The sequence below is a fragment of the Buttiauxella sp. AC142 genome (genome assembly GCF_979253435.1).
Genome location: NZ_CEEDCH010000001.1, coordinates 497,339 through 523,266, shown reverse-complemented (window position 1 = coordinate 523,266; position 25,928 = coordinate 497,339). Strand labels below are relative to the sequence as shown.

Sequence of the window (25,928 nt, the reverse complement as noted above, 5' to 3'; positions counted from 1 at the left end):
TTAACGCCCTTCCGCTGATGGAAAGGGCATAAATTGAGTTACGGCGCAGGTTGTACTAACAATTGCCCAATAGAGCCACGATCTGCCATTTCCAGCGTCTGGCTGGAATAGAGGAACGGGAAATGTTCCCATGAAGGCTGGCCGAAATAGACCAGTAATTCGACCTGCCCATCCACCCAAACCGTATCTTTCCAGCCACGGTCTTCCCCAAACGGCGCTGCACCATTGACGTTTTTAATCAGGAAGCTCACGCCTTCAATATGGAAAGACTGCGGCATATCGGAACGCACCGTCCAGCGCTCCCAGGTACCTTGCTGAGTCTGGATATCAATACGTTTCATGTCCCAGAGCTGGCCATTAATACCAGGATCATCGCCCAGGGTAATTTCACGACTGCGTGCCGGGCTGCCATTGATAATCTCATCCGGCAGCAGGCGCATTGGCAGCGTGTCTGTCACCAGTGGCAACAGGCCGGTTGCGCGTAACGTCAGAACCAGCGTGGAGATAAGAATGCTCGATGGCTCAAAGAAGCCACGGATTCTGTCCATAATACCGGCAGCTTCCCCGCAGGTTATCGACACTTCTTTGCCGTCGCTCATATCCACCAGAATCTCGCGGCGCTCGCCCGGTGCCAGTGAAAGTTGCTTCACGGAAACCGGTGCTGGCAGGAAACCCTGGTCGCTGGAAATCACATGCATCGCGCGGCCATCGCTCATTTGCAGCAGATAGCGGCGCGAGTTTGAAGCATTGAGTAAACGCAAACGCACCCAGCCACGAGAAACCTCGACATACGGTCCCTGCACGCCATTCACCAGCAGCGTATCACCAACAAAACCGCCACTGCCCGGCTCTTCGTATTCCGGAGCACCAAAGTTATCGAGGCGCTTATCCTGAATGATTACCGGGAAATCATCGACACCGTAGTGGTTCGGGATCGGCAGATTTTTGCTGACTTCATCTTCGATAAGCCACATGCCAGCCAGACCCGCATAAACCTGCTTTGCCGTGCGATTCGGGGTGTTTGCGTGATACCAAAGCGTCGCCGCTTTCTGGCGAATCGGCAGTACCGGCGCCCAGTCAACGTTTGGCTGCATCATGCGTGCCGCTCCGCCCATTAACGGGCCAGGAACCTGTAAACCGGCAATCGTCATCGCGATATTTTCTTGCAGACGATTGCTGTAAATCATTTTTACGTCATCGCCGCTCCATACGCGGATGGTCGGCCCAAGATAACGTCCGTTCAAGCCCCAGACTTGCGCCTTCGCGCCACCGGTAAATGACCAGTGCGCCCGCTGCAACGTCAGGAACAACGGCTGCCCACGGCGGGATTCGAGTAAAGGAGGAACGGGTAAAGGTTGCTGCTGTCCGGCAGCGTTTGCCCTCAGTGGCACCGAGCCTGCACAAAGTGCGACTCCTGATGCCTGTATGAACTGACGCCGACTGAGTGACATAATTGCTCCATGTGAAACTTAACAACGTGGGGCGGTACAAAACGTACCGCCAAAATAGAAGTGATTAGTTCGCCTGCTTCTTTTCAACTCGACCGGAAGCTTCACGCTCCGCGACTTCTTTATCTAACTCGGCGATTTTTTCTCTCATGATATCGCGGCAATGCGTAGCGAGTTTACGCGCCTGATCTTTGCCGTAATGGCTGATATCAATTGGATCAAGCATTTCGACAATCACCAAACCGTTATTCCAGCGGTTTAACTTAATTTTATTACTGGTATTGGAAACACACACCGGAATAATTGGGACGCCCGCAGCAATTGCAGCATGGAAGGCACCGGTTTTGAACGGCAACAGACCGCGGCCACGACTACGCGTGCCTTCCGGGAACATCCAGACCGATATTTTACGTTTCTGAATCTGCGCCACGACCTGGGAAATGGTGCCGAGGGCTTTAGCGCGATTGTCACGGTCAATCAGCATATTTCCGGTTAGCCAGTAGATTTGGCCAAAAAATGGAATCCACAGCAGGCTTTTTTTCCCGACGGTCACGGTTGGCGGCTGCACAATACTCGCCGCTGTCACCATGTCGAAATTATTCTGGTGGTTACAGATGTAAATCGCCGTCGGGTGATTTTCATAACCTTCCGGTAAACGGGTTTCGACTTTCAAACCGAACACCGGTGCCAAGCGCCCAAACAGATGGCCAAAAGTTGCAACATGGCGCGGGTTACGTGGGCTGAACAGGCAATAAATACAGCCAAAAATGCTGACCAGGATGCAATAAATGATAACGATAATAAAACGAACGATGGATAGCATAACAACCTCAAAAGCCTAAACCGCTGACAAGTATGACTTGCTTTAGCGCTTCTGGCAGCATCACTGCTGCCAGATTTCAATTACTCTTCGCTGTCACCCGCACTCGCGCGAAGCGGAGAATCAACTTCAACACGATCAATACGTTGCAGGCCGCGCATCAGCGTACCGCGACGACCGCGTTCACCGGTTATTTTCTGAAGCTCTTCCGGGCGAAGTTTAATTTTACGTTTGCCAACGTGCAAAGTGACGGTGCTTTGTGGTGGCAGAACAAACAGATGAGCCAGTTTATCCTCGCCTTTCGCCGCTTCAGCAGACGGAATCGAAATGATTTTATTCCCTTTGCCTTTAGAAAGCTGCGGTAAATCACCCACCGGGAACATCAACATACGGCCTGCGGCAGTAATCGCCAACAGCATGTCATCGACGCTTGAGATTTCCATCGGCGGCATGACTTTCGCATTTTCCGGCAAGGAAATAAGCGTTTTGCCCGCACGGTTACGCGCCACTAAATCGTTAAAGGTGCAAACGAAACCGTAGCCTGCGTCAGATGCCATCAACAGTTTCTGGTCGTCCGGCGCCATTAATACGTGCTCAACGACAGCCCCCGGCGGCGGTGTCAGTTTACCGGTCAATGGCTCACCCTGGCCACGTGCTGAAGGCAACGTTATCGGGTCGAGCGCATAGCTGCGCCCGGTGGAGTCGATAAACGCCACAGGCTGATTACTCTTACCTTTGGCGGAGCCAAGGTAGCTATCGCCCGCTTTGTAGTTTAACCCTTGCGCGTCAATATCATGGCCTTTGGCGCTACGCACCCAGCCCATTTGCGACAACACAATGGTGACAGGCTCAGACGGAGTCATGTCATGTTCGCTCATGGCTTTTGCCTCGCCACGTTCACGCAATGGTGAACGGCGATCGTCGCCATAAGCGTCGGAATCAGCCTGCAACTCTTTCTTCAGCAAGGTACTCATTTTGCGTTCAGACGCCAGAATGCCCTGCAACTGGTCACGCTCTTTCTCCAGCTCGCCCTGTTCGCCGCGAATCTTCATCTCTTCGAGTTTCGCGAGGTGGCGCAATTTCAGCTCGAGGATAGATTCAGCCTGAGTTTCGCTTAACTCGAAGCGCGACATTAACACCGGCTTCGGCTCATCCTCAGTACGAATGATATGAATCACTTCGTCGATATTGAGGAACGCCACCAGCAAACCTTCGAGGATATGCAGGCGTTTGAGCACTTTTTCGAGACGGTAGCTAAGACGGCGGCGCACCGTTTCGCGACGGTAAACCAGCCACTCGGTCAGAATTTGCAGCAGGTTTTTCACCGACGGACGGTTATCCAGCCCAATCATATTGAGGTTGATGCGATAGCTTTTCTCAAGATCGGTGGTGGCAAACAGGTGGTTCATCACCTGCTCTACGTCGATACGGTTGGAGCGCGGAACAATCACCAGGCGCGTCGGGTTTTCGTGATTCGACTCATCGCGCAGGTCTTCAACCATCGGCAGCTTTTTAGCGCGCATTTGGTTGGCAATTTGTTCAAGTACACGCGCACCAGACACCTGGTGTGGCAATGCGGTGATGACAACATCGCCATCTTCTTTTTTCCACACCGCACGCATGCGCACAGAGCCGCGACCATTCTGGTAGATTTTGCGAATCTCTTCACGCGGGGTGATGATTTCGGCTTCGGTCGGGTAATCCGGTCCCTGAACAATATCTAACAGTTCGTCGAGTGTGGTTTTCGGCTGGTCAATCAGGGTAATTGCCGCTTTCGCCACTTCACGCAGGTTGTGCGGAGGAATATCCGTGGCCATACCCACGGCGATGCCGGTGGTGCCGTTGAGCAGAATATTCGGCAGGCGCGCAGGCAGCATTTTCGGCTCCTGCATGGTGCCGTCAAAGTTCGGCACATAATCGACCGTTCCCTGCCCTAATTCACCCAGCAAGACTTCAGCATATTTCGACAGGCGTGATTCGGTATAACGCATCGCGGCGAAGGATTTCGGATCATCCGGCGCACCCCAGTTGCCCTGGCCATCAACCAACGGGTAACGATAGGAGAACGGCTGCGCCATCAGCACCATCGCTTCATAGCAGGCGCTGTCGCCGTGTGGATGGTATTTACCCAGCACGTCACCGACAGTACGAGCAGATTTTTTGAATTTAGCGCTGTTGCTTAATCCCAACTCTGACATCGCATATACGATACGACGCTGTACGGGTTTTAAACCATCACCAATGAACGGCAGGGCGCGGTCCATGATGACGTACATGGAATAGTTGAGATACGCATTTTCCGTGAATTCGTGCAGCGCAAGGCGTTCTGCACCATCATGAGTTAAATCACTCATTAATTATTCATCCTCAAACTGACGAGCCGAGTGTGGCCACATACCCTAAATAATTCGAGTTGCAGAAAGGCGGCAAACTCAGGAATCCCCAAGAGCTTACTTAAGTAAGTGACTGGGGTGACTGAGTGCAGCCAACGCATCTGCAGCTTGAAGTATGACGGGTATAAACGGCGTAATTGCCGCCGATAGTACCTTATCTGGCAGTTTTAGTCACAGAGGAGTGCGTATCTTAGGTGAAGTGCCATGAGACAAAATGAGCCGCTCGCAGCGGCTCATTTCGGGGAGGTTATTTAACTTTAGTAATTTGCTTCACGTCGATTTCAACCGAGTTCCAGTCTTTGTCGACTTCGCCCTGAATTTCAACGGTATCTTGCGGGGTAATGGTCTGGCCGTTCCAGCGTTTATGGTCGATATCAACGTTAATGGTACCGGACGCATCGCGGAAGATGTAATGGTCGCCGCCGATGCGGGATTCAATCTTGCCGCGCATAGTCACCCAGGTATCGTCAGACAGTGATTTGGCCTTTTCTACCGTGGTGTTGCTGCCACTTGGGCCAACAAAGCCACCCGCAGATTGGGTCTGCGTTTGCGCGGCTGGCGCATTGGGGTCCTGGAATCCACCTTGTTGCGCAGCGATAGCCGGTGCTGCGGTGATAGCGAGAATAGTCATAATAGCGGCTAATTTTTTCATCGTTAATGTTCCCTTTATGAATGAATATTTTAGTGCCCGGATGAATCAGCGTTCAGGGCGGTATGAGAGCTATTTAACCTTAGAGATCTTAACGCGATCTTAATTCCTCCATCAAAAATCGCTTTTTTTAGTAAATTGCGCACCGTGCCGAAGCATCGTATTTTTCCCCTGTACACTCCCACTCAAAAGTTATTAACTTCCCGCAAATGGGCAGTAAGGGAAAACACCATGCGCATATTACTGATTGAAGATGACAAGCTCATCGGCGACGGATTAAAAGCCGGGCTAACCAAGATGGGCTTTTGCGTAGACTGGTTTACCGACGGGCTGCAAGGTCAGTCTGCATTAAGCCTGGCCCCCTACGACGCCGTGATTCTGGACTTAAGCCTACCGGGAACCGACGGGCTGGATATCTTAAAATCCTGGCGTCGTAATGGTCGCACTGAACCGGTGCTTATTCTAACCGCCCGGGAAACACTGGAACAACGGGTTGAGGGTTTGCAACTCGGAGCCGATGACTATTTGTGTAAACCTTTTGCGTTAATAGAAGTTGCCACCCGGCTTCAGGTTTTAATTCGCCGGAATCATGGGCAAGCGCAATCCGTTCTTCGTCATGCCGGAGTGGAACTCGATCCCATTAAATTGGCCGCCACCCGTGATGGCGAAACATTATTGTTAAAGCCTAAAGAGTTTGCCTTGCTGGAATTATTAATGCGCAACGCAGGGCGCGTATTACCGCGCACCATGATTGAAGAGAAACTTTATAGCTGGGATAACGAAGTTTCCAGAAACGCGCTGGAAGTGCATATCCACCATTTACGCCGCAAACTCGGCAGCGGTTTTATTCGCACGGTGCACGGCATCGGCTACACCCTGGGTGAAGAATGATAAAAGCCCTGACTCAAAGTTTACGGGCAAGATTAATTGCCGGATTTATTTTGCTGACGCTGATTGCATGGATTAGCGCGAGTATTGCCGCCTGGCAGCAAACCACTAAAAACCTCAATAAGCTGTTTGATACACAGCAGGTGCTGTTCGCTAAACGTCTGAGCGTTCTGGATCTCAGCTCGGTACGGGGTGAACCGCAACTCCCGCGCACCAAAAGCATGATTTCGCACCATCGTGGTAAGCAAGATGATGACACGCTGGCGTTCGCCATTTATAGCGCTGACGGGAAACTGCTGCTCAATGATGGCGATAATGGTCGTAATCTCACTTATAGATACCAGCGTGACGGATTTACTGACGGCAAACTTGCGGGTGACGACGATATGTGGCGTATGGTCTGGGTCACGACACCCGACGGCAAATACCGCATCGTGGTCGGCCAGGAGTGGGAATACCGCGAAGACCTGGCGCGAGATATCGTTTTGTCCCAGCTCACACCGTGGCTTATTGCCTCCCCGATAATTCTGCTGTTGTTGGTCTGGCTGGTGAGCCGCGCCCTTTCCCCTCTGCACAAGCTGGCGCGCCAGTTACGCAGCCGTAAACCCGACGACGCAAGCGAACTGCCCACCGCAACGCTGCCGCAAGAAGTCCGTCCGATGGTGGTTGCCCTTAACCAGCTATTTACCCGTACCGGCGAGTTTATGCAGCGCGAGCGGCGTTTTACCTCGGATGCCGCCCATGAACTGCGCAGCCCTTTGGCAGCGCTGAAAGTGCAGGCCGAAGTCGCCCAACTTGCGCAAGATGACGCACCGATACGCGACCACGCATTGAATAATCTGAGTGATGGAATTGACCGCGCCACACGCCTTGTCGATCAATTGCTAACATTATCGCGCCTGGATTCGTTAGCCGGGTTGGATGACATCCAGGAAGTGGCTTTTCAGCCATTACTGCAAAATGCGGTGATGGATGCGTATCACGAGGCATCACGCGAGGGCGTTGATCTCCGTCTTGATATCAAAGACGCCAGCGTGAAACGCCAGGGGCAACCGCTGCTGCTCAGTTTGATGGTCAGAAATGTGCTGGATAACGCCGTGCGTTACAGCCCGCGTGGCAGCGTCGTCACGGTCGTTTTGCAAAGCCATGAGATTATCATTACTGATAACGGTCCCGGCGTCAGCCCGGAGTTTTTAAACTCACTTGGGGAGCGATTCTTCCGCCCGCCAGGGCAGGAGAAAACCGGCAGCGGCTTGGGTTTATCCATCGTCCGCCGTATAGCGGCTTTGCACGGTATGCAGGCGCTGTTTCTGAATGCCTCCCATGGTGGATTCGAAGTTCGGATTCGCTGGTAAAAATGCCTGACACACTCGGATTATTGCGTTTTAAGCAAAAGTCTTTGCCCGTTTTTAGCATTTAACCGTGATAGCGATCACGGTAGACTTCGCGCCAGACGCAATTATTCGAGGACTAACTATGAGCAACATTCTGATTATCAACGGCGCGAAAAAATTCGCCCACTCTAACGGCCAACTTAACGACACCCTGACCGACGTCGCGGAAAGCTTTTTGCGCGACCTCGGGCATGATGTTCAGGTCACTCGTACCGACAGCGAGTACGACGTAAAAGAAGAAGTGGCAAAATATCTGTGGGCCGACACCGTGATTTACCAGATGCCAGGTTGGTGGATGGGCGCGCCGTGGACCATGAAAAAATACATTGATGACGTGTTCACCGAAGGCCACGGTTCACTGTATGCCAGCGATGGGCGTACCCGTTCCGACGCTGAGAAAAAATACGGTTCTGGCGGTCTGATTCAGGGCAAAACCTATATGCTTTCCCTGACCTGGAATGCTCCGCTGCAAGCCTTTGAAGACAAAGAACAGTTTTTCCATGGCGTCGGCGTTGATGGTGTTTATCTGTCATTCCACAAAGCTAACCAATTCCTGGGTATGGAAGGTTTGCCGACCTTTATCGCCAATGACGTAATGAAAGTACCTGATGTTCCGCGTTTTATCGCAGAATACCGCGAGCATCTGGGCCGAGTTTTTGCTTAACTGTCTTATGTCGACAACAAGGAGTTGAACATGATTACTGTTATAGCTGAAATTCGTACTCGCCCGGGCGTTCACCATCGCCAGGCGGTTTTGGATGCATTCGCAAAAATTATTCCAACCGTGCTCGAAGAAGAAGGCTGCTTTGGTTATGCGCCTCTCATCGACCATAACGCTCAGGTTGCGTTCCAGACTACCGCACCCGATTCCGTGTTTATGCTGGAAAAATGGGAAACCGTTGCTCACCTGGAAGCGCACCTGCAAACCAGTCATATGAAGAACCACAGCGTAGCTGTAAAAGACGATGTGCTGGATGTTCATATCCATATTCTGGAAGACGCCATTAAGTAATTCAGAATCATGATCCGGCGGGTTGGCGATGCTTACCCGTCCGGCTCTTCTGATTTCCGGCTTTCCCCCTATTTCACAAACGCTGCTAAGCTACTCTTTATTCAGTGCGCACGGTGTGAAGGGTATGAAAACAACCACGGTTTCCGATAAAGTTCTTAAACTTGCCAGTTTTAATCTCAATTTACTGACTACCTTCTGTTTAATCTATTCCACGCGCAGCATTACAGAAGTCTCGGAGATTCTGGATGTTACCCCGCCATCTATAAGTCATTCACTACGCAAACTTCGTCTGCATTTTGAAGATCCTTTATTTATTCGCCACGGCAATACTATTTCCCCGACGGTATTTGCTGACGACCTATACACACAACTTAAACACACCCTTGAAATAATGAGTGATTCGGTGGGCCGAAGTAAACAGACGAATAATCGGGAAACGTTGGTTATCTATTCCCCATTTTCAGTCGCAGTGCATAGTTTATCGTCCACCATATTAAAAATTAAATCTGAGAATCTTAATTATAAAATCAAATATATAGAAACGAATCTCGGCATTCCAGATGCTTTAGAATTACTTAATTTACGCAAAGCCGATATTGTTTTCTCCGCAGCTCCTGTTATCAGTGCCACATTAAAATGCGTGTTGCTCCGTGAATTACGCCCGATACTGGTATGCCGAAAAGATAATCCCTTCCAGAAAACCTCAGTCAGTATCGAAGAGTTACAATCGCTCGATTTAGTCAGCCATTTAACGGCCGATCAGGTGATTTATCAGAAAAAACAATCACTGATGGCAATGCTAAACAAAACGCATGTCTCTTTTGAAACGAATTCATTAATGATGCTGATGACGTTGCTGTCGGAAACAGACTGCGTGGGTTTTATCACTGAGGAAGGGTTTGATCGCTATCAGCAAGTCCTCGGGTTGCGCAAGCTGGACCTGCAATTCCCTGTACAGCAGGTGAACGTGTATCTGACCTATCGAAAAGAGATGGAACAAAAATCCAGTTTCATGTTATTTCTCAACAGCATTCTTGGTAATTAAATACACGCACAATAAAACTAAATCCGCATTTAACGTTGAGTAATAGGCTGCTCAAATTTCGCCTGTATGCTTATCGAACGCACAAGGCAGTTAAATAATATTACACTGTATTTATATTCCTGCTCCGTCACTCAGTTATTTATTTTACCACCACTCCCTGACGAATTAACTGCCTCTGCGATAATATTCACAATCTGAGGCAAGTTATGAAAATCATTAAAATACCCCATCCCCATATTCATTATAACCATCATAAAATAATACTGAAAACATCCGCTGGAATAGTGGCAGGCGTTCTGAGTTTTGGTTGTGCCGATGCGAGTACGGAAAGACTGGTAACGAGCGTAGGTTCCGTAGGGATTTCCGTTCGTGGTTCGTACTTTGATGAAACAATAAAAATGAGTGCCGCAAATACGTCGGCAATAAAAATCGAAGATAGTGGAACCGTTACCCTAACCCGTGGGGTGATAAAAAATAATGCGACGGCTGCCGCAGGGGCAAAAGGCCAGACCGGGGTATTTATCTTAGGCAATAGCAGAGTGGATCTTGTTGATTCCATGATCACTCTCGAACCACTGACGGCGGCGAGCGCCATTGTCACTGCCAGTGATATGACTGGCGTGCTCGTTGAGAATGGAAAGCTGAGTCTCGAAAACAGTCGCGTCACGATAGGCGGCGGTACGAAGGGAATCAACAACCGTGGGATTGTTGTAACGGGCGACTATTCCCTGGCAGCGCTTAATCGCTCAAGCGTAAAGACATCTTCTTCCAGCAGCGTAGGTATTTCCGCGAAACAAGGCGGCAAAGTCGATTTGAAAGAGACGTCTGTTGAAACCTCGGGTAACTACAGTCATGTCCTACTGGCAAGCGACGACAACTCGTCTATTCACGGCGAGGGCTTGCAACTTACCACGTCAGCCATTGGCGCCAGTGCTATCAGAGCAGAAAATAAAGGTGAGATCTCCCTAAAAAACAGCCAGATAACAAGCTCTGGCGCAGCCACCAGCAGCACCACAACCGCCGCACTTCATGCCTTGTCTGGGGCGAGCATAACCGGAACGGGGCTAACGATGTCCGTGACCGGTACGAATCAGGGAGGAAGCCGCGCCGAAGGCAATAACAGCGCAATTTCCCTCGCTAACAGCACGGTCTTCGTCAGCGGCGCGGGGAACGCAGCGCACTCAAGTTCAGCCGCTCGGGCAATTTCAGGTGCGTCTGTTTCCGTAAGCCATTCCACCATGACCACCACCGGGAGCCAAAGCCACGGCGTCTCCGTGGAAGGCGCTGGCTCCCACGCGCAAATCGGCAATACAACAATTGAAACACGTGGCGCACGCAGCTCAAGTGTGAATATCAATGACGGTGCCAGCGCTGAGATTATCAGCAGCAAAATGACTACTACCGCAGCCCCCGGCATAAGCGGGCCATGGTCGCCGGGGATCCTGCTTCAGGGTGCCGGTTCTTCGCTAATTCTGAAAGACAGCGAAATTATCACTACGGAAAGCCCTGCCAGCGGTATCAGTGCCATCAACAACAGCCAGCTTGAAGTGAACACCTCCAGAATTACCACTTCCGGCAATTACGGTACCGGGATTGGTGTTGCCAACAGCACGGCGGTCATTACCAACAGCCATATCAATACTTCCGGCAACGATAATGCGATGGGGATTGTCGCGAACATCGGCGCCACCGTGAGCGTAACGGGAGGAAGTGTCACCACCACCGGGAATGGCTCGCCTGTATCGTCCAATCTCACCTTTCCACACGCAGTCGCCTCTCGCAGTGCAGGCGCGATGCTGACAGTGGATGGAACCACACTGGTGACGAAAGGTTCTCAGGCCTACGGTGCTACCGCCGATGACGGCGGCAGTCTTATTCTGAAGAATTTGTCGGTGAAAACGTTGGGTGAAAACTCTGTAGGTTTATATGCCGGTATTGGCGCGGCAAAACCGGGCGATGTGAATCTTTCAGCGACGAATGTTTCTGTTGAGACACTGGGAGATAATGCGACCGGTGCGTTTGTTGGCCGAAAATATAAATCTGAAACCGCGCAGATGGCGCTTAATAACGTGGCGTTGGCGACTCATGGCGATAATTCACGCGGCCTGTGGGCTGAAGCCGGAGCCGAGCTGACGGCTAAAAACATCGTTGTTTCCACCGATGGTGAGTTGTCACACGGCATTCTGGCGAGCAATGGCGGGCAGGTTCTGGCGGATAATGTGGTGGCTACAACGCACGGCGATGGTGCGGCGGCGCTGGCTGTTCAGGGTTCTCAGGCCTGGACCGGGCTGGCAAATTTAACCAACGCGACGCTGACAAGCGAGCATGGCCACGGTATCCAAACCACGGGTTATGCCGATATCGAGTTAAAGAACAGCCGGGTGACGGGCGAAAGCCAGTGGTTGCAGGCAAACAACGGCGTCGGTAATTTTCCTGGCAACGCCCACATCAACCTGTCCGGGAGCATTGCAACCGGGGCGGCGCTAACAGCAGCCAATGCGTATTCCGAAGTGGCGTTAAACAACACCAGTGTGTGGTTTTTAACCGGCAATTCAGTGCTCAGTACGCTCAACAATAATCAAAGCCTGATCAATTTCAGTACCCCCGAAAACCACCAGTACAAAACGCTGACGGTGAATAACTATCACGGCGATAACGGGACGATTGCATTAAATACCCATCTGCATGATGACAATTCCCCCTCCGACCAACTGGTGATTAACGGCGGTCATGCCGATGGCGCAACCAACCTTAAAATCACCAACACCGATGGCAGCGGCGCACTGACGCGCGGCAACGGGATTAAAGTGGTCGATGCGATTAGCGGGGCGACCACCGACCCGCAAGCATTCAGCCTGCTCAACAAAGTGAAGGCCGGGCCGTATGAATACTCGTTGTACCGCTCCAGCGTCGATGACAGCAATGAAGAAGCCTGGTATCTGCGCTCGAACAAACAGCCGGAAAGAGTCGTTGAAGATCTCGATCCCCCCGCGCAGCCACCCGCAAAACCCGATCCCGACCCAACGCCTGGTGAGAAGCCCGTTGAAAAGCCTCCGGTGGATAATGTAAAACCGTCCGCACCTGCCGAACCACCGGCTGCTATACCGAATTATCGGGCGGAAACTTCGCTGTATCAGGACATTCCTCAGCTCGCGCTGCTCTATGGCCGGATGCTGGTTGATAGCCTGCACGAACGCACCGGGGAGCAGTTCGCCAGCCCGGAAAAAATCACGCAGGCGACTGAATCGCCGCATATGAGCTGGGGAAGGTTTATCTACAAACAGGGCAAGTCTGATTTTGACGGGCCACAGTCACGCTTTTCGCTCAATGCCATTCAGATTGGCATTGATTTGTATCGCGAAAGCAAAGATGACGGCAGTTCAAATTTTGCCGGGGTGCTGGGAAACATCGGCAAAATAAACAGTAAGGTCACACATACCGACGGCGAGAATGCCGGGCGCAATACCCTGAAATCATGGGGCGTTGGCGGCTACTGGACGCACTTTACACCTGCGGGAAGTTATCTCGATGTGGTCGCTCAGTACAACCGCTTGTATGTGGAGTCCAGCCCGACCGATCTTAGCCCGATGAAAACCAAAGGTTACGGGTTAAGCGCCTCTGCTGAGACGGGTTATCCGTGGCAGCCTGACGAAGACGTTCAGCGTTTTATTGAGCCGCAGGCGCAGCTGATTTACTCGACGGTGAAACTGGATAACACCCGCGACCGGGCGTCGGGAGTGAATTTTGATCGGGCCGACTCACTCACCGGACGGGTCAGCGTGCGCCTTCACCAAACCTGGAATCACGAGGATTCGCAAAACAACAAGGCGGATAAAAACCGCACCACCGCCTGGATTCGCCCCGGCATTTTGCATGAATTTAAAGGCGAGTCTAAAACCGAGTTTTCTTCGCAGGACGGTTACATTCCCTTCACTACCAATAGTGGCGGCACATGGGGGCAGTTGAATGCAGGCGTGGACCATCAACTAAATCAGTCAGTGTCACTTACCGGATCGTTGAACGTTGAGAAGTCGTTTGAAGGTAGTAGCGTGAATTACGGCGGGATTGCGGGGATAAAAATTAAGTTCTGACCAAAACGGAAGGCTCTATGGATATAGAGCCTTCCATCCATTACATCAGGAAGTCAGCTTTGCGGAATGCCTGCAATGCGTCTTGTTTTTGTTGCTCAGTCATCGGGCGAAGCGGACGACGCGGATCGCCAACATCAATACCATGAAGTTTCATCGCCACTTTACCCGCAGCCACGCCACCGTACTGAACCAGCACACGAATGATGGCGATGACTTTATCCATGCACGCCGCCACGTCTTGTTGATCGCCGCGATTAAAGCTATCGATCAGGCGGTGATATAACGGCGCTGCATAGTTGTAGGTGCTGCCCACCGCGCCCACGGCTCCACACGCTAGGCCCGCGGGTAAAAACTCATCGACACCAAATGGGATATCAAACTTACCGTTGTTCACGCGCACGCAGCGCTGATATTCGTACATGTCGCTGGAGTTGAATTTCATTCCGGTCAGGTTCGGAATGCGGTCTGCGGCCACGAGCAAGAATTGCTCCATATCGAGATTCACACCCGACATACCGGAATGGTAATAGTAAAAGCCTTTAGACGGTGCGGCAGCGGCGTTGATGCGACAGTATTCCACCAGGTCGTCAATGTTGCCGGGTTTGAAGAAGCATGGGCCAATCACTGAAGTGGCAAAGATATCCAGAGTTTCAGCGTGGCGGCTCAGTTCGAGGGAATCGGCAATGCTCAGTGCGCCAGTGTGCAGGGTGATACTCAGTTTGCCGTCGCTGGCACTCACCCAACGTTCGGCAATTTTTTTACGTTCCTCAACCGAGCAATGGATGCCTTCGCCGGTGGTCCCGCAGACATAAGCCCCTTTCACCCCCTGCTGAATCAGATGTGCGGCAATCTGGTCAATAACCGGATAATTGACACTTCCATCAGCGGTAAATGGGGTATGTGGCGCGGCGATTAAGCCCGTTAACTTTTCCATGCAAGCCTCTCTGGAGTTTTACTTCTAATGATTTTTGATAATGAAGTTTAACTCTATATTAAGGCGACAAATGGAGTGATGCAACCATCACCACGGCCGGGAAAGGCTAAATACGTTGAACTGTGATCAATGCCGCTAATACGGCATTATTTTGCGATATTCAGTGCGTCCATAGTGCGCAATTTGCTTTCGCGAGCCTGCTCCGGGGCGGCCTGAACCAATAAGGTATAGAGTAAATCGAGCACAAAGAGCTGCGCCGTTTTGGTGCCAATCGAGTCACCTTGCAGCATTCCCTGGCGGTTGCCGTTAATCAGACTAAAGTCTGCGACATCAATTAATGGAGAGCCAAGATTATGGGTCAGCGCGACCGTGGTGGCTCCCGCCTCTCTGGCGAGTTTGAGCGCGTGGACAGTTTCTGGAGAAGTCCCGGTGTGGCTTATCGCAATCGCGACATCACCGGCTTTTAATAACGTGGCCTGCATATACATGAAGTGGTTATTGGTGACGGCATCGACCCGTAATCCAATACGCATCAGCTTATGTTTCATGTCTTCTGCGGTTATTCCCGAAGAACCGACGCCGAAGATATATACCGAGTTGCTGGTACGTAGCGCGTTAACGACCTGAATAACCTGGTTCATATCCAGCAGGTTAAGGGTTTCAGATAACACATTGTTTATCGTGCTTTGCAGTTTTAAACCGATGGTATGCGCATCATCAGACTCACTGATTTCGCCATCCAGCAACGGGCTGTTGTTGTCCGGTTCCGTCGTGGCAAGTTCAATGGCCAGGTCCATTTTAAAATCCTGGAACCCCTTATAACCCAGGGTACGGCAAAAGCGGATAACGGTGGCCTCGCCCGCCTGCGTTTCACGCGAAAGCTCGGCGATAGAAAGCTGAGTGACCTGCTGCGGAGAAGTCAGAATGAACTGCGCGATACGCTGGGAAACGCGCGTCAGGCTATTTTGCATCGCCCCTAATGTGTCGAGGATTTTTCCAGGTTTAAGGCGTAGCGCTTGAGGCTCCATAAATTTCCTGCTCTGTAGGGCGAAAGGTGGCAAAAAGCCTGCAATATCGAATGGGTCAAAGCGTAGCAAGTCTGTGGCGGTAAAAAAAGCGCGATGTCAGCATAGGGGGTATGCCGCATCGCGCCGTCAAAGAAAAACAGGTTTGTTAACTCATTTTATTATGACGTAAAACTTTCGCTCCCTAAGCAACGGTAGCTCACCTTAATCACGACCTTGCTTATCGCTTGTGCCGTTTCGCTGATACAACCCGGCTTGTGTGGCTCGCCCGGCAGAAATATGGCGAACATTCCCGGCTGCAAGTGCAATGTCTGACGCGGCGAAACCGCATCACACAGCAGGTAATCATCGTCTTCATGGTAAATATCGGGCGAGATTGCTGCGCCGAGCGGGCCAAAATCAACCCGTTCCTGGCCGTTGAGTAACACCTGAATATCAAGATATTCGCGATGCTGCTCGTAACGCTTACTCTCCGGTTCGGCTGTCTCAAATGTCATGACATTCATAAAAATATCGTCGCCGTCTATCTCATGACGCCCGGCACTGAGCGTTTCCGGACGCAGTGCCAGCGCCTGTTTGATGATGGCCAGCAGTTGAGGAGCAATCCCGCTCTGCGCGCTGAGTTCTGTCACTTTCCCTAAAATCATGGTTTCACCTTTTACTCACGTGATTCATCAAGCGTCAGTGGCGGCGCTGAAGCAAATAATGGCGCGAAAATAACGCCGCTGATAACTACACTCAGCGAGCCAATCACACCGTAGAAGAAGAAGTTCAGGTCAGTGGCATAGCGCGCGGCTAACACCGCCACAATACTCACCACAATACCGAGTGCCGCACTACCGGCATTGGCACGCTTGCAGAAAATACCCAGCATAAACAGGCCTGTCATTGGGCCGCCCATCAGGCCAATCAGGCTGTTAAACGCATCCCAGATTTCTGATTCATCCGCCATCACCAGCCAGACAGTCGCAGCGCTGCTGAGTATTCCCGCAATCAGGATGACCAGCTTGGCCATGCGCATGCTTTTTTCCGGCGTTCTTTTCTGACGGCTCAGGCGCTGGTAAATATCAGAGTTAAAGCAACTGGAGATACTGTTCAGGCTGCTCGAAATGCTGGACTGCGCGGCGGCAAAAATCGCAGCGATAATCAGACCTGCAATACCCGGTGGCATTTCTGTCACGACGAACAGCGGTAAGATGCCGCCAATGTTAAAGCCCGCCGGTAACAACGTTGGGTTTTGCTGGTAGTAAACAAACAGTGCCGAACCAATCGCGAAGAAGAAGATAGGAACAACGGCGACCAGTTTGGCGTTGGTGAGCAGCGTCTTTTTGGTTTCTTCAATGGAGTCGGTAACGATATAACGCTGAACCACATCCTGACTGGCGGTAAATTGCTGAATATTGGCAAACAGGAAACCAATCATCAGCACAGGCACTGTGCTTTCAGTCCAGCTCCAGCGGAACTGTGAGGCCGGGAAGAATTTATCGGCATGCTGAGTGACCGTGAAGATCTCACCGACGCCGCCCTGCACTTTGAAGCAAATCACCACGAAAATGAGAACGGCACTGCCTGAGAGCAATAGCCCCTGAATCACATCCGTCCAGATAACGCCTTCGATACCGCCCATCCAGGTATAAATAATGCACATCACGCTAATCAAGAGCACCAGAACGACCGGATCAATGCCGATAAACGGGCGCAGGGCCAGCACGGTTAAGAAGGTAATAATGGCGATGCGGCCAATGTGAAACAGCATAAATGAGACGCTGGCAAACAAGCGGCTGCGCACATCAAAGCGGGCTTCCAGATATTCGTAAGCGGAAGTGACTTTTAACTTACGGAAGAAGGGAATGTAGAAGTAAAACACCAGAGGCAAAATCGCTATCGCCAGATATTGGCCGAGGATAAACGTCCAGTCCGACGTAAAAGCTTTGGCTGGGATCGACATAAACGTAATCGAACTTAGTGTAGTGGCAAACACGCTGACACCCGCAGCCCAGCCGGGGATGCGGCCACCGCCACGGAAATAATCATCTGCCGTTTTCTGGCGCTTTGAGAAGTAAACACCGACTAGCATCATAGCCAGTAAATAGCCGAAAAGAACAAGGTAGTTAAAGATGCCGAAAGAGTGAGTCATGATGGCACTTTCCTGCTTATGGTTATTGTAGGGATGAGGTATCTATCTGAATTTATAAATTTTCAGATGACGAGATGTTCTGACCAGAGTGCGGCCCCCATTAACCCTGCATCGTGTTGATAATGCGCGGAGTAAACGGGAACCCGGAATGCCAGTGGAAGTTGCGCGAGCTGATGTTCAACCTGCTGGCGATAACCCTTCGCCAGACCCACACTTCCGCCGAGCACGATACATTCGGTGTCGAGTAGCGCTTTAAGATTGGCGATTAACTGGCAGATGGCCTGCGCCGAGCGCGCGACTCGCTGTTGTGCCTGTAAGTTGCCCGATAGAGCCTGAGCAAAAATTTCGCGGGCATTTCCACCCTCGAGTTCTTGAGTGGCTCCCGCCGCGATGGCACGCCCGGAAGCAATAGCTTCAACACAACCCACGCGCCCGCATCCACAACGTGGGCCATTCGGATCGGCCTGAATGTGGCCGATATGACCTGCAAAGGCATGTGGACCGATTAATAACTCACCATTGATGACGATGCCGCCACCGACGCCGGTAGAAACGGTGATAAACGTGACGTGCTTGAATTGTGCCGACAAATGACAATATTCAGCCCACGCGGCAGCTTGGGCATCGTTGAGCACAACGCACGGCAGGCCGGTATATTTTTCTACAATGGCCTGCAATGGGAAATGGTTCAGCCCGCCAAGGTTATCTGGGTTCAGCGCAGTGAGAATGCCCTTATCAATGATACCGGTTGATGCCACCGCCACACGCTGCGCTTTCCCTTGATAAGCCTCAACTAATTGCGCTAATGCCTGCTCCAGCGCTTGTGGTTCCGCGTTCGCAGGCGTTGGGATTTCCATGCGCTGCGAGATTTCCAGAGCTGAGTTAATGAGTGCCGCAGCCAGTTTGGTGCCGCCGATATCAATGGCAAGTGTGTTCATTGTTTTCTCCGGTTTAGCGCTTAACGGCATCACTGAACCAATGGCAAATATGTTCAATACGCGTGATGGCAGAACCGACGGTCACAGCCCATGCACCGTGGTCGATAGCCTGGGCGGCCAGTTCAGGGGAGTTGTAGCGTCCTTCTGCGATGACGCGGCAGCCTGCATTGCTCAGTTCAGACACCATCACCAGATCGGGTTCGTGTGGCGTCACCGCGCTGGTGTAGCCAGACATAGTAGTACCAATGATTTCAACACCTTGTTGCTGGCAATTCAGCCCCTCTTCAACCGTTGAGCTATCTGCCATCGCGAGTAAACCGTGGTGGTGAATACGCGCAATGAGTTCGTCGATAGCCGCCGGGCGCGGGCGGAAAGTGGCATCAAACGCGATAATATCCGCCCCCGCTTTCGCGAGCGCATCCACATCCTGCAAGAAAGGCGTAATACGCACAGCAGAGTCTTCCAGGTCGCGTTTGATAATGCCGATGATGGGAACAGAAATCAGCGGGCGCACCGCATTGAGATTTTCGATGCCTTCAATGCGAACGGCGACCGCACCTGCATTCACCGCAGCCTGCGCCATTGCAGCCACAATTTCAGGGCGGTCCATCGGACTGCCTGGAACTGGCTGGCAAGAGACAATAAGTCCGCCACATTCACGCACGCTGTTATCTAATTTTGCTAGTAGTGACATTCTGCTCCGCCTTTCACATCAAAATGAAGTTTAACTCCAAAAAAGAATAGCGGATGGAGTATTACTATTTCAAGCGACAATCAGGAAAAATGTGAAGGGAGTCATAACGCGGGGGAGAAAGAACTTCAGGCAAAAAAAAGGATCAACGCTTTGCAGCCGTTGATCCTGATTTCCGAGAGCGATGATTAAACTTCAATATCCGCCATATCGCCTTTATCTTGCAGCCAATTGCGACGATCTTCGGAACGCTTTTTCGCCAACAGCATATCCATGATGGCCATGGTTTTGTCGTTGTCTTCATCATCAATGGTGAGCTGCACCAGGCGACGAGTGTTTGGATCGAGCGTGGTTTCACGTAATTGCAGCGGGTTCATTTCGCCCAGCCCTTTAAAGCGCTGCACGTTTGGCTTCCCTTTTTTACGTTTAAGTTGCTCGAGCACGCCCGCTTTTTCTTCTTCGTCCAGAGCGTAATAAACTTCTTTGCCCAGATCGATACGGTACAAAGGCGGCATCGCAACATAAACGTGTCCACCGCGAACCAGCGATCGGAAGTGGCGCACGAACAGGGCACACAACAGAGTGGCGATGTGCAAACCATCGGAGTCCGCATCCGCAAGGATACAGACTTTGCCGTAGCGCAATTGGCTCAGATCTTCGCTGTCAGGATCGATACCGATCGCCACAGAAATATCGTGTACTTCTTGCGAGGCCAGAACTTCGTCGGAAGAAACTTCCCACGTATTCAGGATCTTACCTTTGAGCGGCATGATCGCCTGATATTCGCGGTCGCGGGCCTGTTTCGCGGAACCGCCTGCGGAATCCCCTTCCACGAGGAACAGTTCAGTACGGCTCAAATCTTGCGCCGAGCAATCGGCCAGTTTGCCAGGCAGTGCCGGGCCGCTGGTCAGTTTTTTACGCACCACTTTTTTGGCGGCACGCATGCGGCGCTGGGCGCTGGAAATCGCCAGTTCTGCGAGTTGTTCCGCAATCTGGATATTCTGGTTCAGCCACAGGCTGAAGGCATCTTTGACAACGCCAGAAACGAACGCAGCACACTGGCGCGATGACAGACGCTCTTTGGTTTGCCCGGCAAACTGCGGATCCTGCATCTTCACGGAGAGCACGTAGGCACAGCGTTCCCAGATATCTTCCGCTGAGAGTTTGACGCCACGTGGCAAAATATTGCGGTATTCGCAAAACTCGCGCATCGCATCAAGCAGGCCCTGGCGCAAACCGTTGACGTGCGTGCCGCCCTGCATAGTTGGGATCAGGTTGACGTAGCTTTCCGTCAACAGCTCGCCACCTTCTGGCAGCCATAACAGCGCCCAGTCTACTTGCTCAACGTCACCAGCAAAGTTGCCGACAAATGGCTTTTCCGGAAGCGTAGGCAGGCCGTTTACCGCTTCGCACAGATAGTCTTGCAGACCATCCTGATAACACCAGCGTTGCTCGGTGTTGTTCACTTTGTCGGTAAAGGTGATTTCCACACCCGGGCAAAGCACCGCTTTGGCTTTGAGCAGATGGCTTAAACGGGAAACTGAGAAACGTGGGCTGTCGAAGAACGAAGCGTCTGGCCAGAAGTGAACACTAGTACCGGTGTTGCGTTTACCACAGGTGCCGATGACCGCCAGTTCTTGTACTTTGTCGCCGTTTTCAAACGCGATGCTGTAAACCTGCGCGTCGCGGCGCACGGTGACTTCAACACGTTTGGACAAGGCGTTAACCACAGAGATGCCGACGCCGTGCAAGCCGCCAGAGAACTGATAGTTTTTGTTGGAGAATTTACCGCCCGCATGCAGGCGACAAAGAATAAGTTCGACCGCCGGAACGCCCTCTTCCGGGTGGATATCAACCGGCATACCGCGCCCGTCATCAATGACTTCTAATGACTGATCGGCATGGAGAATAACATCAACACGCTTCGCATGGCCTGCCAGCGCTTCATCCACGCTGTTATCAATGACTTCCTGGCCCAAATGGTTTGGACGGGTGGTGTCGGTGTACATCCCGGGCCGGCGGCGAACAGGCTCAAGCCCGGTGAGTACCTCAATGGCATCGGCGTTATAACTGGATTGCGTCATGGTTTATTCGTTCAGATTGCGAAACAAGAATCCGACATCAGGCCTCAGTGCAGGCCAAGGAAGTCGACTATCTGTGTGAAATAATCTTCGAAGCCTACAAAGGCGTGATTGCCACCGGATTCTACCGTCTGGCGACAGGGGGTGTAGTATGCCACCGCCTGGCGATAATCAAGCACTTCGTCACCCGTTTGTTGCAATAACCAGATGAGATCTGGCGCTTCTAACGGGTCCACTTGCATGACTTTAAGATCGTAAATATGGCGTGACTCTAGCACATATTGCTGCCCGGTGTAGGGGTTCTCGTTGGTGCCGAGATAATCGACCAGCAATTCAAAAGGCCGTACTGCCGGGTTGACCACAACCGCTGGCAGCATGAAACATTGCGACAGCCAGGTGGTGTAATAGCCCCCCAAAGAGGAACCGACAACGCCCAGCGGCTCACCGCCGTGTTCCAGCACTAACGACTCCAGCAATTCTGCTGCATCGGCAGGATACGGCGGGAGTTCCGGTATCACCATGTTGATATGCGGGTGATGGTGCGCAAGCCACGCTTTAAAGCTGGTGGCTTTGGCTGAACGCGGCGAACTGTTGAAGCCGTGGAGATAAAGTAGCGTAGACATCAATACCCTTCTGAAGCGGTATCAGGGTTAAATACCGCTCCTTTCAGGCGGCAAACCTCAGTAGTCACCTCACCGTTTGGATGAAGTTCAAGCCAGCGCCAACCTGGCTCAATGGTGTCGAGGGTGAAGTTCGCGCAATGCGGCTTAAACTGGACGCATGTAGACGGCGTTGCCAGCATCCGGCGGCCATTCCAGTCGAGATCTAACTCCTGGTGAATGTGACCACACACCAACGTTTTCACTTTCGGGAATTTCTGCAGCACGTTATCCAACTCTGCGGCGTTACGCAGGCTGTGTTGATCCAGCCAGCTACAGCCTGCCGGAACCGGGTGGTGATGCAAAAGTAAGAGGGTATGCCGCTCAGGCGCTCCGGCGAGCTTACGCTCCAGCCAGTCGAGCTGATAATCGCTCAGTTCACCATGCGGAACCCCAAAGACCTGGCTGTCGAGCATGAGAATCTGCCAGCTATCCCCGAGGAAAACCTGTTTCGCAGGTGAAATTCCCGCTTCCAGCAACGAGCTGAACATCGCGGGTTGGAAATCATGATTGCCCGGCAACCAAACACAGGGCGCAGGAATCTCCGCAATGCCTTCAACAAAATGTTGGTAGGCTTCCGCGCTGTGATCCTGGGCTAAATCCCCAGTGGCAACAATAAGATCATAATGACGCTGCTCGGCGAGGATGGCGTCAATTACCGCCTGATAGCTCATCCAGGTATTGATACCAAGCAGCGTTTCGTCCTTTCCAGAGAACAGGTGGGTATCTGTAATTTGCAAGATCCTGATCTGGCCCCCACCGGCCACAGGAAGATTTAACAGGCTTTCCAAATGGTGTCCTTAGGTTTCACCCTCACTAACAAACCGGAACCGCCATCGCTCCATGCGCTAAACAATACCGCAGCCAATCGGCCAGAAACTGGTTAATTTGATGCTTTTCGTCGCGTTGATGCAACTTTTTATTAGGATAATCATAACGTGCTTTGAAACGAAAGATCTGCTGACTTGAACACACTTCCGCGACCATAGCGTCATGATAAAGCCTGACGGACATTGACGGCAGGCTCCAGTAGCTTATCGCCGGGACGGTTTGTTCAATTTGCACAAGCGTTGTGTAACGAGTCGACTCAAGAATGGTGAGCCGATACTGGGCGCTACTGACCTGATAAGTGACCTTTTCTCCCACCTCGTCAAGACGAGGAAGCAGGCGTCGAAGTTGCGCAAAATTGGTTTCGCACAGGCGCATCATTTCAGGGAAGTCAGGTGTGTAGCGCTTCATGTTTATTTCTTCCACTCTTCTCTTAATTTCTTATGATGCAATTGCAGCCAAAGCAGTGCGATGACTGAAGCCGCGTTGTCGATTTTCCCTTCTTCTACTAACTGATAAGCCTGTTCCCGGCTCACGACATGAACCCGAATATCTTCGTTTTCATCTGCCAGACCATGTATGCCCGTAGCGGTTGTCGAATCGACTTCCCCAACGAGAATAGATAAACGTTCGCTGGTGCCACCCGGGCTTGCCAGGTAGTTGATAACCGGTTTTGTACGACCAACAGACAGCCCGGCTTCTTCTACGGCCTCACGGCGCGCAACGTCTTCGACGCTTTCACCTTCTTCAATCATTCCGGCCACCAGCTCCAGTAACCATGGGCTTTCGCTGGTGTCATACGCTGCAATACGAATCTGTTGTATCAATACAACTTCGTCTCGCACAGGGTCATAGGGTAGCAGCACTGCGGCATGACCGCGTTCTAAAATTTCACGTCGGACTTCACCACTCATTTCGCCATTAAACAAGCGATGGCGGAATCGATAAAGATCCAACGAAAAAAAACCGCTATAAAGCGTTTCCCGTGCAATAATTTCAACATCGTTTTTCCCTAACGTGACAAGTTGAGGGTTTTGCTCAGTCATAGTAATTTCCTGATTTTTTATGGTCACGAGTGCGTAATTTCAAGCCAGTTTGACTGCCGTTTCATTTGCTATGTGGTAGATTGATGAAAATTAAGGGCAGATGGCACATTACGCCAAGCAGCCCAGCTGGCAGACTCTGCTAGAATCGGCGATCATTTTCGGCTCTTGTCAGCGCTAACAAACAATATTCTGCTTCACAACAAGGAATGCAAATGAAGAAACTGCTCCCAATTCTTATCGGTCTGAGCCTAACGGGTTTCAGTGCCATGAGCCAGGCAGAAAACCTGATGCAGGTTTATCAGCAGGCACGTGTAAGCAACCCGGACCTACGTAAATCCGCTGCTGACCGTGATGCCGCATTCGAAAAAATTAACGAAGCACGCAGCCCATTACTGCCGCAGCTCGGCCTTGGTGCCGATTATGAATACACTAATGGTTTCAATGATTCGAATGGCATCGACTCCAGCCAAACCAGTGGCTCTTTGCAGTTGACGCAAACCATTTTTGATATGTCGAAATGGCGTGCGCTGACCCTACAAGAAAAATCTGCCGGTATTCAAGACGTCACTTATCAGACCGATCAACAAACGCTGATTCTGAATACTGCGACGGCCTATTTTAATGTGCTGAGCGCCATTGATGCACTGTCCTTCACTGAAGCGCAGAAGCAGGCTATTTACCGCCAGTTAGACCAAACGACTCAACGCTTTAACGTTGGCCTGGTTGCTATTACCGACGTGCAGAACGCCCGTGCGCAATACGATAGCGTATTAGCAGACGAAGTGACTGCGCGTAACAACCTGGATAACTCAGTAGAAACGCTGCGCCAGGTGACTGGTAACTACTATCCGTCTCTGGCTTCGCTCAATGTTGATGGCTTCAAAACCAATAAGCCTGATGCGGTGAATAATCTGCTGAAAGAAGCAGAAAAGCGTAACCTGGCCTTGCTGCAAGCTCGTCTGTCTCAAGACTTAGCTCGCGAGCAAATCCGCTACGCAGAAACCGGCCATATGCCAACCGTGGGTTTAACCGCTTCTACAGGCGTATCTGATACCACTTATAGTGGTTCTAAAACCACCACTAGCAGCCAGGCATATAACGACAGCAACATTGGCCAGAATAAAATCGGCCTGAACTTCTCGCTGCCACTGTATAGCGGCGGTTCGGTGACTTCCCAGGTGAAACAAGCGCAATACAACTTTGTTGGTGCGAGTGAGCAACTGGAAAGCGCACACCGTAGCGTGGTGCAAACGGTTCGTTCTTCGTTTAACAACGTGAACGCGTCTATCAGTACTATCAACGCTTACAAACAAGCGGTTGTCTCTGCCCAAAGCTCTTTAGATGCCTCTGAAGCTGGCTATTCCGTGGGTACGCGTACCATCGTTGATGTGTTGGATGCGACCACTACGCTGTATAACGCAAAACAACAGCTCTCCAGCGCTCGTTATAACTACCTGATCAACCAGCTGAACATCAAGGCCGCATTGGGTACGCTTAACGAACAGGACCTTGTTGCGTTGAACGGAACGCTGGGTAAACCAGTGCCAACAACAGCTGAAAGTGTTGCTCCAGAAACACCAGACCAGAATGCGCGCGCTGATGGTTATACTGCTGACACAGCAGCGACCACTGAGACTGCGACGCCTGCAAAAGCGACTCCAGCTTCAGCAACAAGCAAAAAATCAGCTAACCCATTCGCTAACTGATCATAGTTCTCGGGGGCATGACAACATGCCCCCATCACAACTTACGCACTCGAACGTAAGGCAAAGTAAAGATCTCCCTCCAAACGGCCGTCATCGCTTTAATTTCAACCATTCATCCCCTATTCTAAGCACCATAACCACTG

22 protein-coding genes are annotated in these 25,928 nt (G+C 51.5%); 7 read left to right on the top strand and 15 right to left on the bottom strand.

Annotated features, from left to right (window positions below):
• Positions 1-38: 38 nt before the first annotated feature.
• From ftsP to AC0IWZ_RS02355, 4 genes are all read right to left on the bottom strand, one after another.
• A complete protein-coding gene (gene ftsP / locus AC0IWZ_RS02370; RefSeq protein ID WP_034493274.1) occupies positions 39-1,451 on the bottom strand; it encodes a cell division protein FtsP in 1,413 nt (470 codons plus the stop codon).
• Positions 1,452-1,515: 64 nt separating this feature from the next.
• Positions 1,516-2,271: a 1-acylglycerol-3-phosphate O-acyltransferase gene (locus AC0IWZ_RS02365; RefSeq protein WP_034493273.1), complete on the bottom strand. Its 756-nt coding sequence runs from the start codon at positions 2,269-2,271 to the stop codon at positions 1,516-1,518.
• A gap of 80 nt (positions 2,272-2,351) precedes the next feature.
• Entirely contained in the window at positions 2,352-4,622 is a 2,271-nt protein-coding gene (gene parC, locus AC0IWZ_RS02360; protein WP_034493271.1) for a DNA topoisomerase IV subunit A, read from the bottom strand.
• 286 nt (positions 4,623-4,908) lie between these two features.
• Positions 4,909-5,313, bottom strand: coding sequence for a YgiW/YdeI family stress tolerance OB fold protein (locus AC0IWZ_RS02355; RefSeq protein WP_410373836.1), 405 nt, complete (start codon positions 5,311-5,313; stop codon positions 4,909-4,911).
• Positions 5,314-5,541: 228 nt separating this feature from the next.
• On the opposite strand from AC0IWZ_RS02355, the gene qseB reads away from it, so the two are divergent.
• The 6 genes from qseB (at position 5,542) to AC0IWZ_RS02325 (ending at position 13,740) form a co-directional block, all read left to right on the top strand.
• The gene (gene qseB, locus AC0IWZ_RS02350) at positions 5,542-6,201 is read left to right on the top strand and encodes a quorum sensing response regulator transcription factor QseB (RefSeq protein ID WP_034493269.1); all 660 of its coding nucleotides are present in this window, start codon (positions 5,542-5,544) and stop codon (positions 6,199-6,201) included.
• Positions 6,198-7,553, top strand: a complete 1,356-nt coding sequence (gene qseC / locus AC0IWZ_RS02345; protein ID WP_471678223.1) for a quorum sensing histidine kinase QseC — start codon at positions 6,198-6,200, stop codon at positions 7,551-7,553. Before qseB ends, qseC begins: the two co-directional genes overlap by 4 nt.
• 121 nt (positions 7,554-7,674) lie before the next feature.
• Entirely contained in the window at positions 7,675-8,256 is a 582-nt protein-coding gene (locus AC0IWZ_RS02340) for an NAD(P)H-dependent oxidoreductase (RefSeq protein ID WP_034493267.1), read from the top strand.
• A gap of 30 nt (positions 8,257-8,286) precedes the next feature.
• On the top strand, positions 8,287-8,604 hold the full coding sequence (locus AC0IWZ_RS02335; protein ID WP_034493265.1) for a putative quinol monooxygenase: 318 nt from the start codon (positions 8,287-8,289) through the stop codon (positions 8,602-8,604).
• A 124-nt stretch (positions 8,605-8,728) separates the two neighbouring features.
• Positions 8,729-9,649 carry a LysR substrate-binding domain-containing protein gene (locus AC0IWZ_RS02330; protein WP_471679096.1) on the top strand — a complete coding sequence of 307 codons (921 nt, stop codon included), beginning with the start codon at positions 8,729-8,731 and terminating at the stop codon, positions 9,647-9,649.
• Positions 9,650-9,855: 206 nt separating this feature from the next.
• Positions 9,856-13,740 (top strand): autotransporter outer membrane beta-barrel domain-containing protein, encoded by a 3,885-nt coding sequence (locus AC0IWZ_RS02325; RefSeq protein ID WP_471680486.1) that lies wholly within the window; start codon positions 9,856-9,858, stop codon positions 13,738-13,740.
• 40 nt (positions 13,741-13,780) lie between these two features.
• Here the strand turns inward: AC0IWZ_RS02325 and AC0IWZ_RS02320 are convergent, their stop codons facing one another.
• The 11 genes from AC0IWZ_RS02320 to nudF all read right to left on the bottom strand — a co-directional run bounded on the left by AC0IWZ_RS02320 (position 13,781) and on the right by nudF (position 24,079).
• On the bottom strand, positions 13,781-14,674 hold the full coding sequence (locus tag AC0IWZ_RS02320) for a dihydrodipicolinate synthase family protein (protein WP_471678225.1): 894 nt from the start codon (positions 14,672-14,674) through the stop codon (positions 13,781-13,783).
• 146 nt (positions 14,675-14,820) lie between these two features.
• Complete coding sequence (locus AC0IWZ_RS02315) at positions 14,821-15,702, bottom strand: MurR/RpiR family transcriptional regulator (protein ID WP_034493258.1); 882 nt, start codon at positions 15,700-15,702, stop codon at positions 14,821-14,823.
• Between the two features lie 158 nt (positions 15,703-15,860).
• Positions 15,861-16,346, bottom strand: coding sequence for an N-acetylneuraminate anomerase (gene nanQ, locus AC0IWZ_RS02310; protein WP_034493256.1), 486 nt, complete (start codon positions 16,344-16,346; stop codon positions 15,861-15,863).
• Positions 16,347-16,357: 11 nt separating this feature from the next.
• Positions 16,358-17,839 carry a sodium:solute symporter family protein gene (locus tag AC0IWZ_RS02305; protein WP_471679097.1) on the bottom strand — a complete coding sequence of 494 codons (1,482 nt, stop codon included), beginning with the start codon at positions 17,837-17,839 and terminating at the stop codon, positions 16,358-16,360.
• Positions 17,840-17,898: 59 nt separating this feature from the next.
• Entirely contained in the window at positions 17,899-18,774 is an 876-nt protein-coding gene (gene nanK, locus AC0IWZ_RS02300; protein ID WP_471678226.1) for an N-acetylmannosamine kinase, read from the bottom strand.
• Positions 18,775-18,787: 13 nt separating this feature from the next.
• Complete coding sequence (locus AC0IWZ_RS02295; RefSeq protein ID WP_471678227.1) at positions 18,788-19,468, bottom strand: N-acetylmannosamine-6-phosphate 2-epimerase; 681 nt, start codon at positions 19,466-19,468, stop codon at positions 18,788-18,790.
• A gap of 185 nt (positions 19,469-19,653) precedes the next feature.
• Positions 19,654-21,549 carry a DNA topoisomerase IV subunit B gene (gene parE, locus AC0IWZ_RS02290; protein WP_034493246.1) on the bottom strand — a complete coding sequence of 632 codons (1,896 nt, stop codon included), beginning with the start codon at positions 21,547-21,549 and terminating at the stop codon, positions 19,654-19,656.
• A 44-nt stretch (positions 21,550-21,593) separates the two neighbouring features.
• Positions 21,594-22,169, bottom strand: a complete 576-nt coding sequence (gene yqiA, locus AC0IWZ_RS02285) for an esterase YqiA (RefSeq protein ID WP_471678228.1) — start codon at positions 22,167-22,169, stop codon at positions 21,594-21,596.
• The gene (gene cpdA, locus AC0IWZ_RS02280; RefSeq protein ID WP_471678229.1) at positions 22,169-22,996 is read right to left on the bottom strand and encodes a 3',5'-cyclic-AMP phosphodiesterase; all 828 of its coding nucleotides are present in this window, start codon (positions 22,994-22,996) and stop codon (positions 22,169-22,171) included. The genes yqiA and cpdA overlap by 1 nt, the downstream gene beginning before the upstream one ends.
• 25 nt (positions 22,997-23,021) lie before the next feature.
• Complete coding sequence (locus AC0IWZ_RS02275) at positions 23,022-23,444, bottom strand: DUF1249 family protein (RefSeq protein ID WP_034493238.1); 423 nt, start codon at positions 23,442-23,444, stop codon at positions 23,022-23,024.
• A 2-nt stretch (positions 23,445-23,446) separates the two neighbouring features.
• Positions 23,447-24,079, bottom strand: a complete 633-nt coding sequence (gene nudF / locus AC0IWZ_RS02270) for an ADP-ribose diphosphatase (protein ID WP_034493236.1) — start codon at positions 24,077-24,079, stop codon at positions 23,447-23,449.
• A 206-nt stretch (positions 24,080-24,285) separates the two neighbouring features.
• Between nudF and tolC the strand changes: the two genes are divergently transcribed.
• Positions 24,286-25,785, top strand: a complete 1,500-nt coding sequence (gene tolC / locus AC0IWZ_RS02265; protein ID WP_072011132.1) for an outer membrane channel protein TolC — start codon at positions 24,286-24,288, stop codon at positions 25,783-25,785.
• Positions 25,786-25,928: the final 143 nt, after the last annotated feature.

Excerpts from the sequence above, each read along its gene's own strand:
- parC (WP_034493271.1), bottom strand. The coding sequence starts at position 4,622 with ATGAGTGATTTAACTCATGATGGTGCAGAACGCCTTGCGCTGCACGAA.
- AC0IWZ_RS02315 (WP_034493258.1), bottom strand. The coding sequence starts at position 15,702 with ATGGAGCCTCAAGCGCTACGCCTTAAACCTGGAAAAATCCTCGACACA.
- AC0IWZ_RS02335 (WP_034493265.1), top strand. The coding sequence starts at position 8,287 with ATGATTACTGTTATAGCTGAAATTCGTACTCGCCCGGGCGTTCACCAT.
- nanK (WP_471678226.1), bottom strand. The coding sequence starts at position 18,774 with ATGAACACACTTGCCATTGATATCGGCGGCACCAAACTGGCTGCGGCA.
- AC0IWZ_RS02275 (WP_034493238.1), bottom strand. The coding sequence starts at position 23,444 with ATGAAGCGCTACACACCTGACTTCCCTGAAATGATGCGCCTGTGCGAA.
- nanQ (WP_034493256.1), bottom strand. The coding sequence starts at position 16,346 with ATGATTTTAGGGAAAGTGACAGAACTCAGCGCGCAGAGCGGGATTGCT.
- parE (WP_034493246.1), bottom strand. The coding sequence starts at position 21,549 with ATGACGCAATCCAGTTATAACGCCGATGCCATTGAGGTACTCACCGGG.
- AC0IWZ_RS02295 (WP_471678227.1), bottom strand. The coding sequence starts at position 19,468 with ATGTCACTACTAGCAAAATTAGATAACAGCGTGCGTGAATGTGGCGGA.
- nudF (WP_034493236.1), bottom strand. The coding sequence starts at position 24,079 with ATGACTGAGCAAAACCCTCAACTTGTCACGTTAGGGAAAAACGATGTT.
- AC0IWZ_RS02330 (WP_471679096.1), top strand. The coding sequence starts at position 8,729 with ATGAAAACAACCACGGTTTCCGATAAAGTTCTTAAACTTGCCAGTTTT.
- AC0IWZ_RS02340 (WP_034493267.1), top strand. The coding sequence starts at position 7,675 with ATGAGCAACATTCTGATTATCAACGGCGCGAAAAAATTCGCCCACTCT.
- ftsP (WP_034493274.1), bottom strand. The coding sequence starts at position 1,451 with ATGTCACTCAGTCGGCGTCAGTTCATACAGGCATCAGGAGTCGCACTT.
- qseB (WP_034493269.1), top strand. The coding sequence starts at position 5,542 with ATGCGCATATTACTGATTGAAGATGACAAGCTCATCGGCGACGGATTA.
- AC0IWZ_RS02325 (WP_471680486.1), top strand. The coding sequence starts at position 9,856 with ATGAAAATCATTAAAATACCCCATCCCCATATTCATTATAACCATCAT.
- AC0IWZ_RS02365 (WP_034493273.1), bottom strand. The coding sequence starts at position 2,271 with ATGCTATCCATCGTTCGTTTTATTATCGTTATCATTTATTGCATCCTG.
- yqiA (WP_471678228.1), bottom strand. The coding sequence starts at position 22,169 with ATGTCTACGCTACTTTATCTCCACGGCTTCAACAGTTCGCCGCGTTCA.
- qseC (WP_471678223.1), top strand. The coding sequence starts at position 6,198 with ATGATAAAAGCCCTGACTCAAAGTTTACGGGCAAGATTAATTGCCGGA.
- AC0IWZ_RS02320 (WP_471678225.1), bottom strand. The coding sequence starts at position 14,674 with ATGGAAAAGTTAACGGGCTTAATCGCCGCGCCACATACCCCATTTACC.
- AC0IWZ_RS02355 (WP_410373836.1), bottom strand. The coding sequence starts at position 5,313 with ATGAAAAAATTAGCCGCTATTATGACTATTCTCGCTATCACCGCAGCA.
- tolC (WP_072011132.1), top strand. The coding sequence starts at position 24,286 with ATGCAAATGAAGAAACTGCTCCCAATTCTTATCGGTCTGAGCCTAACG.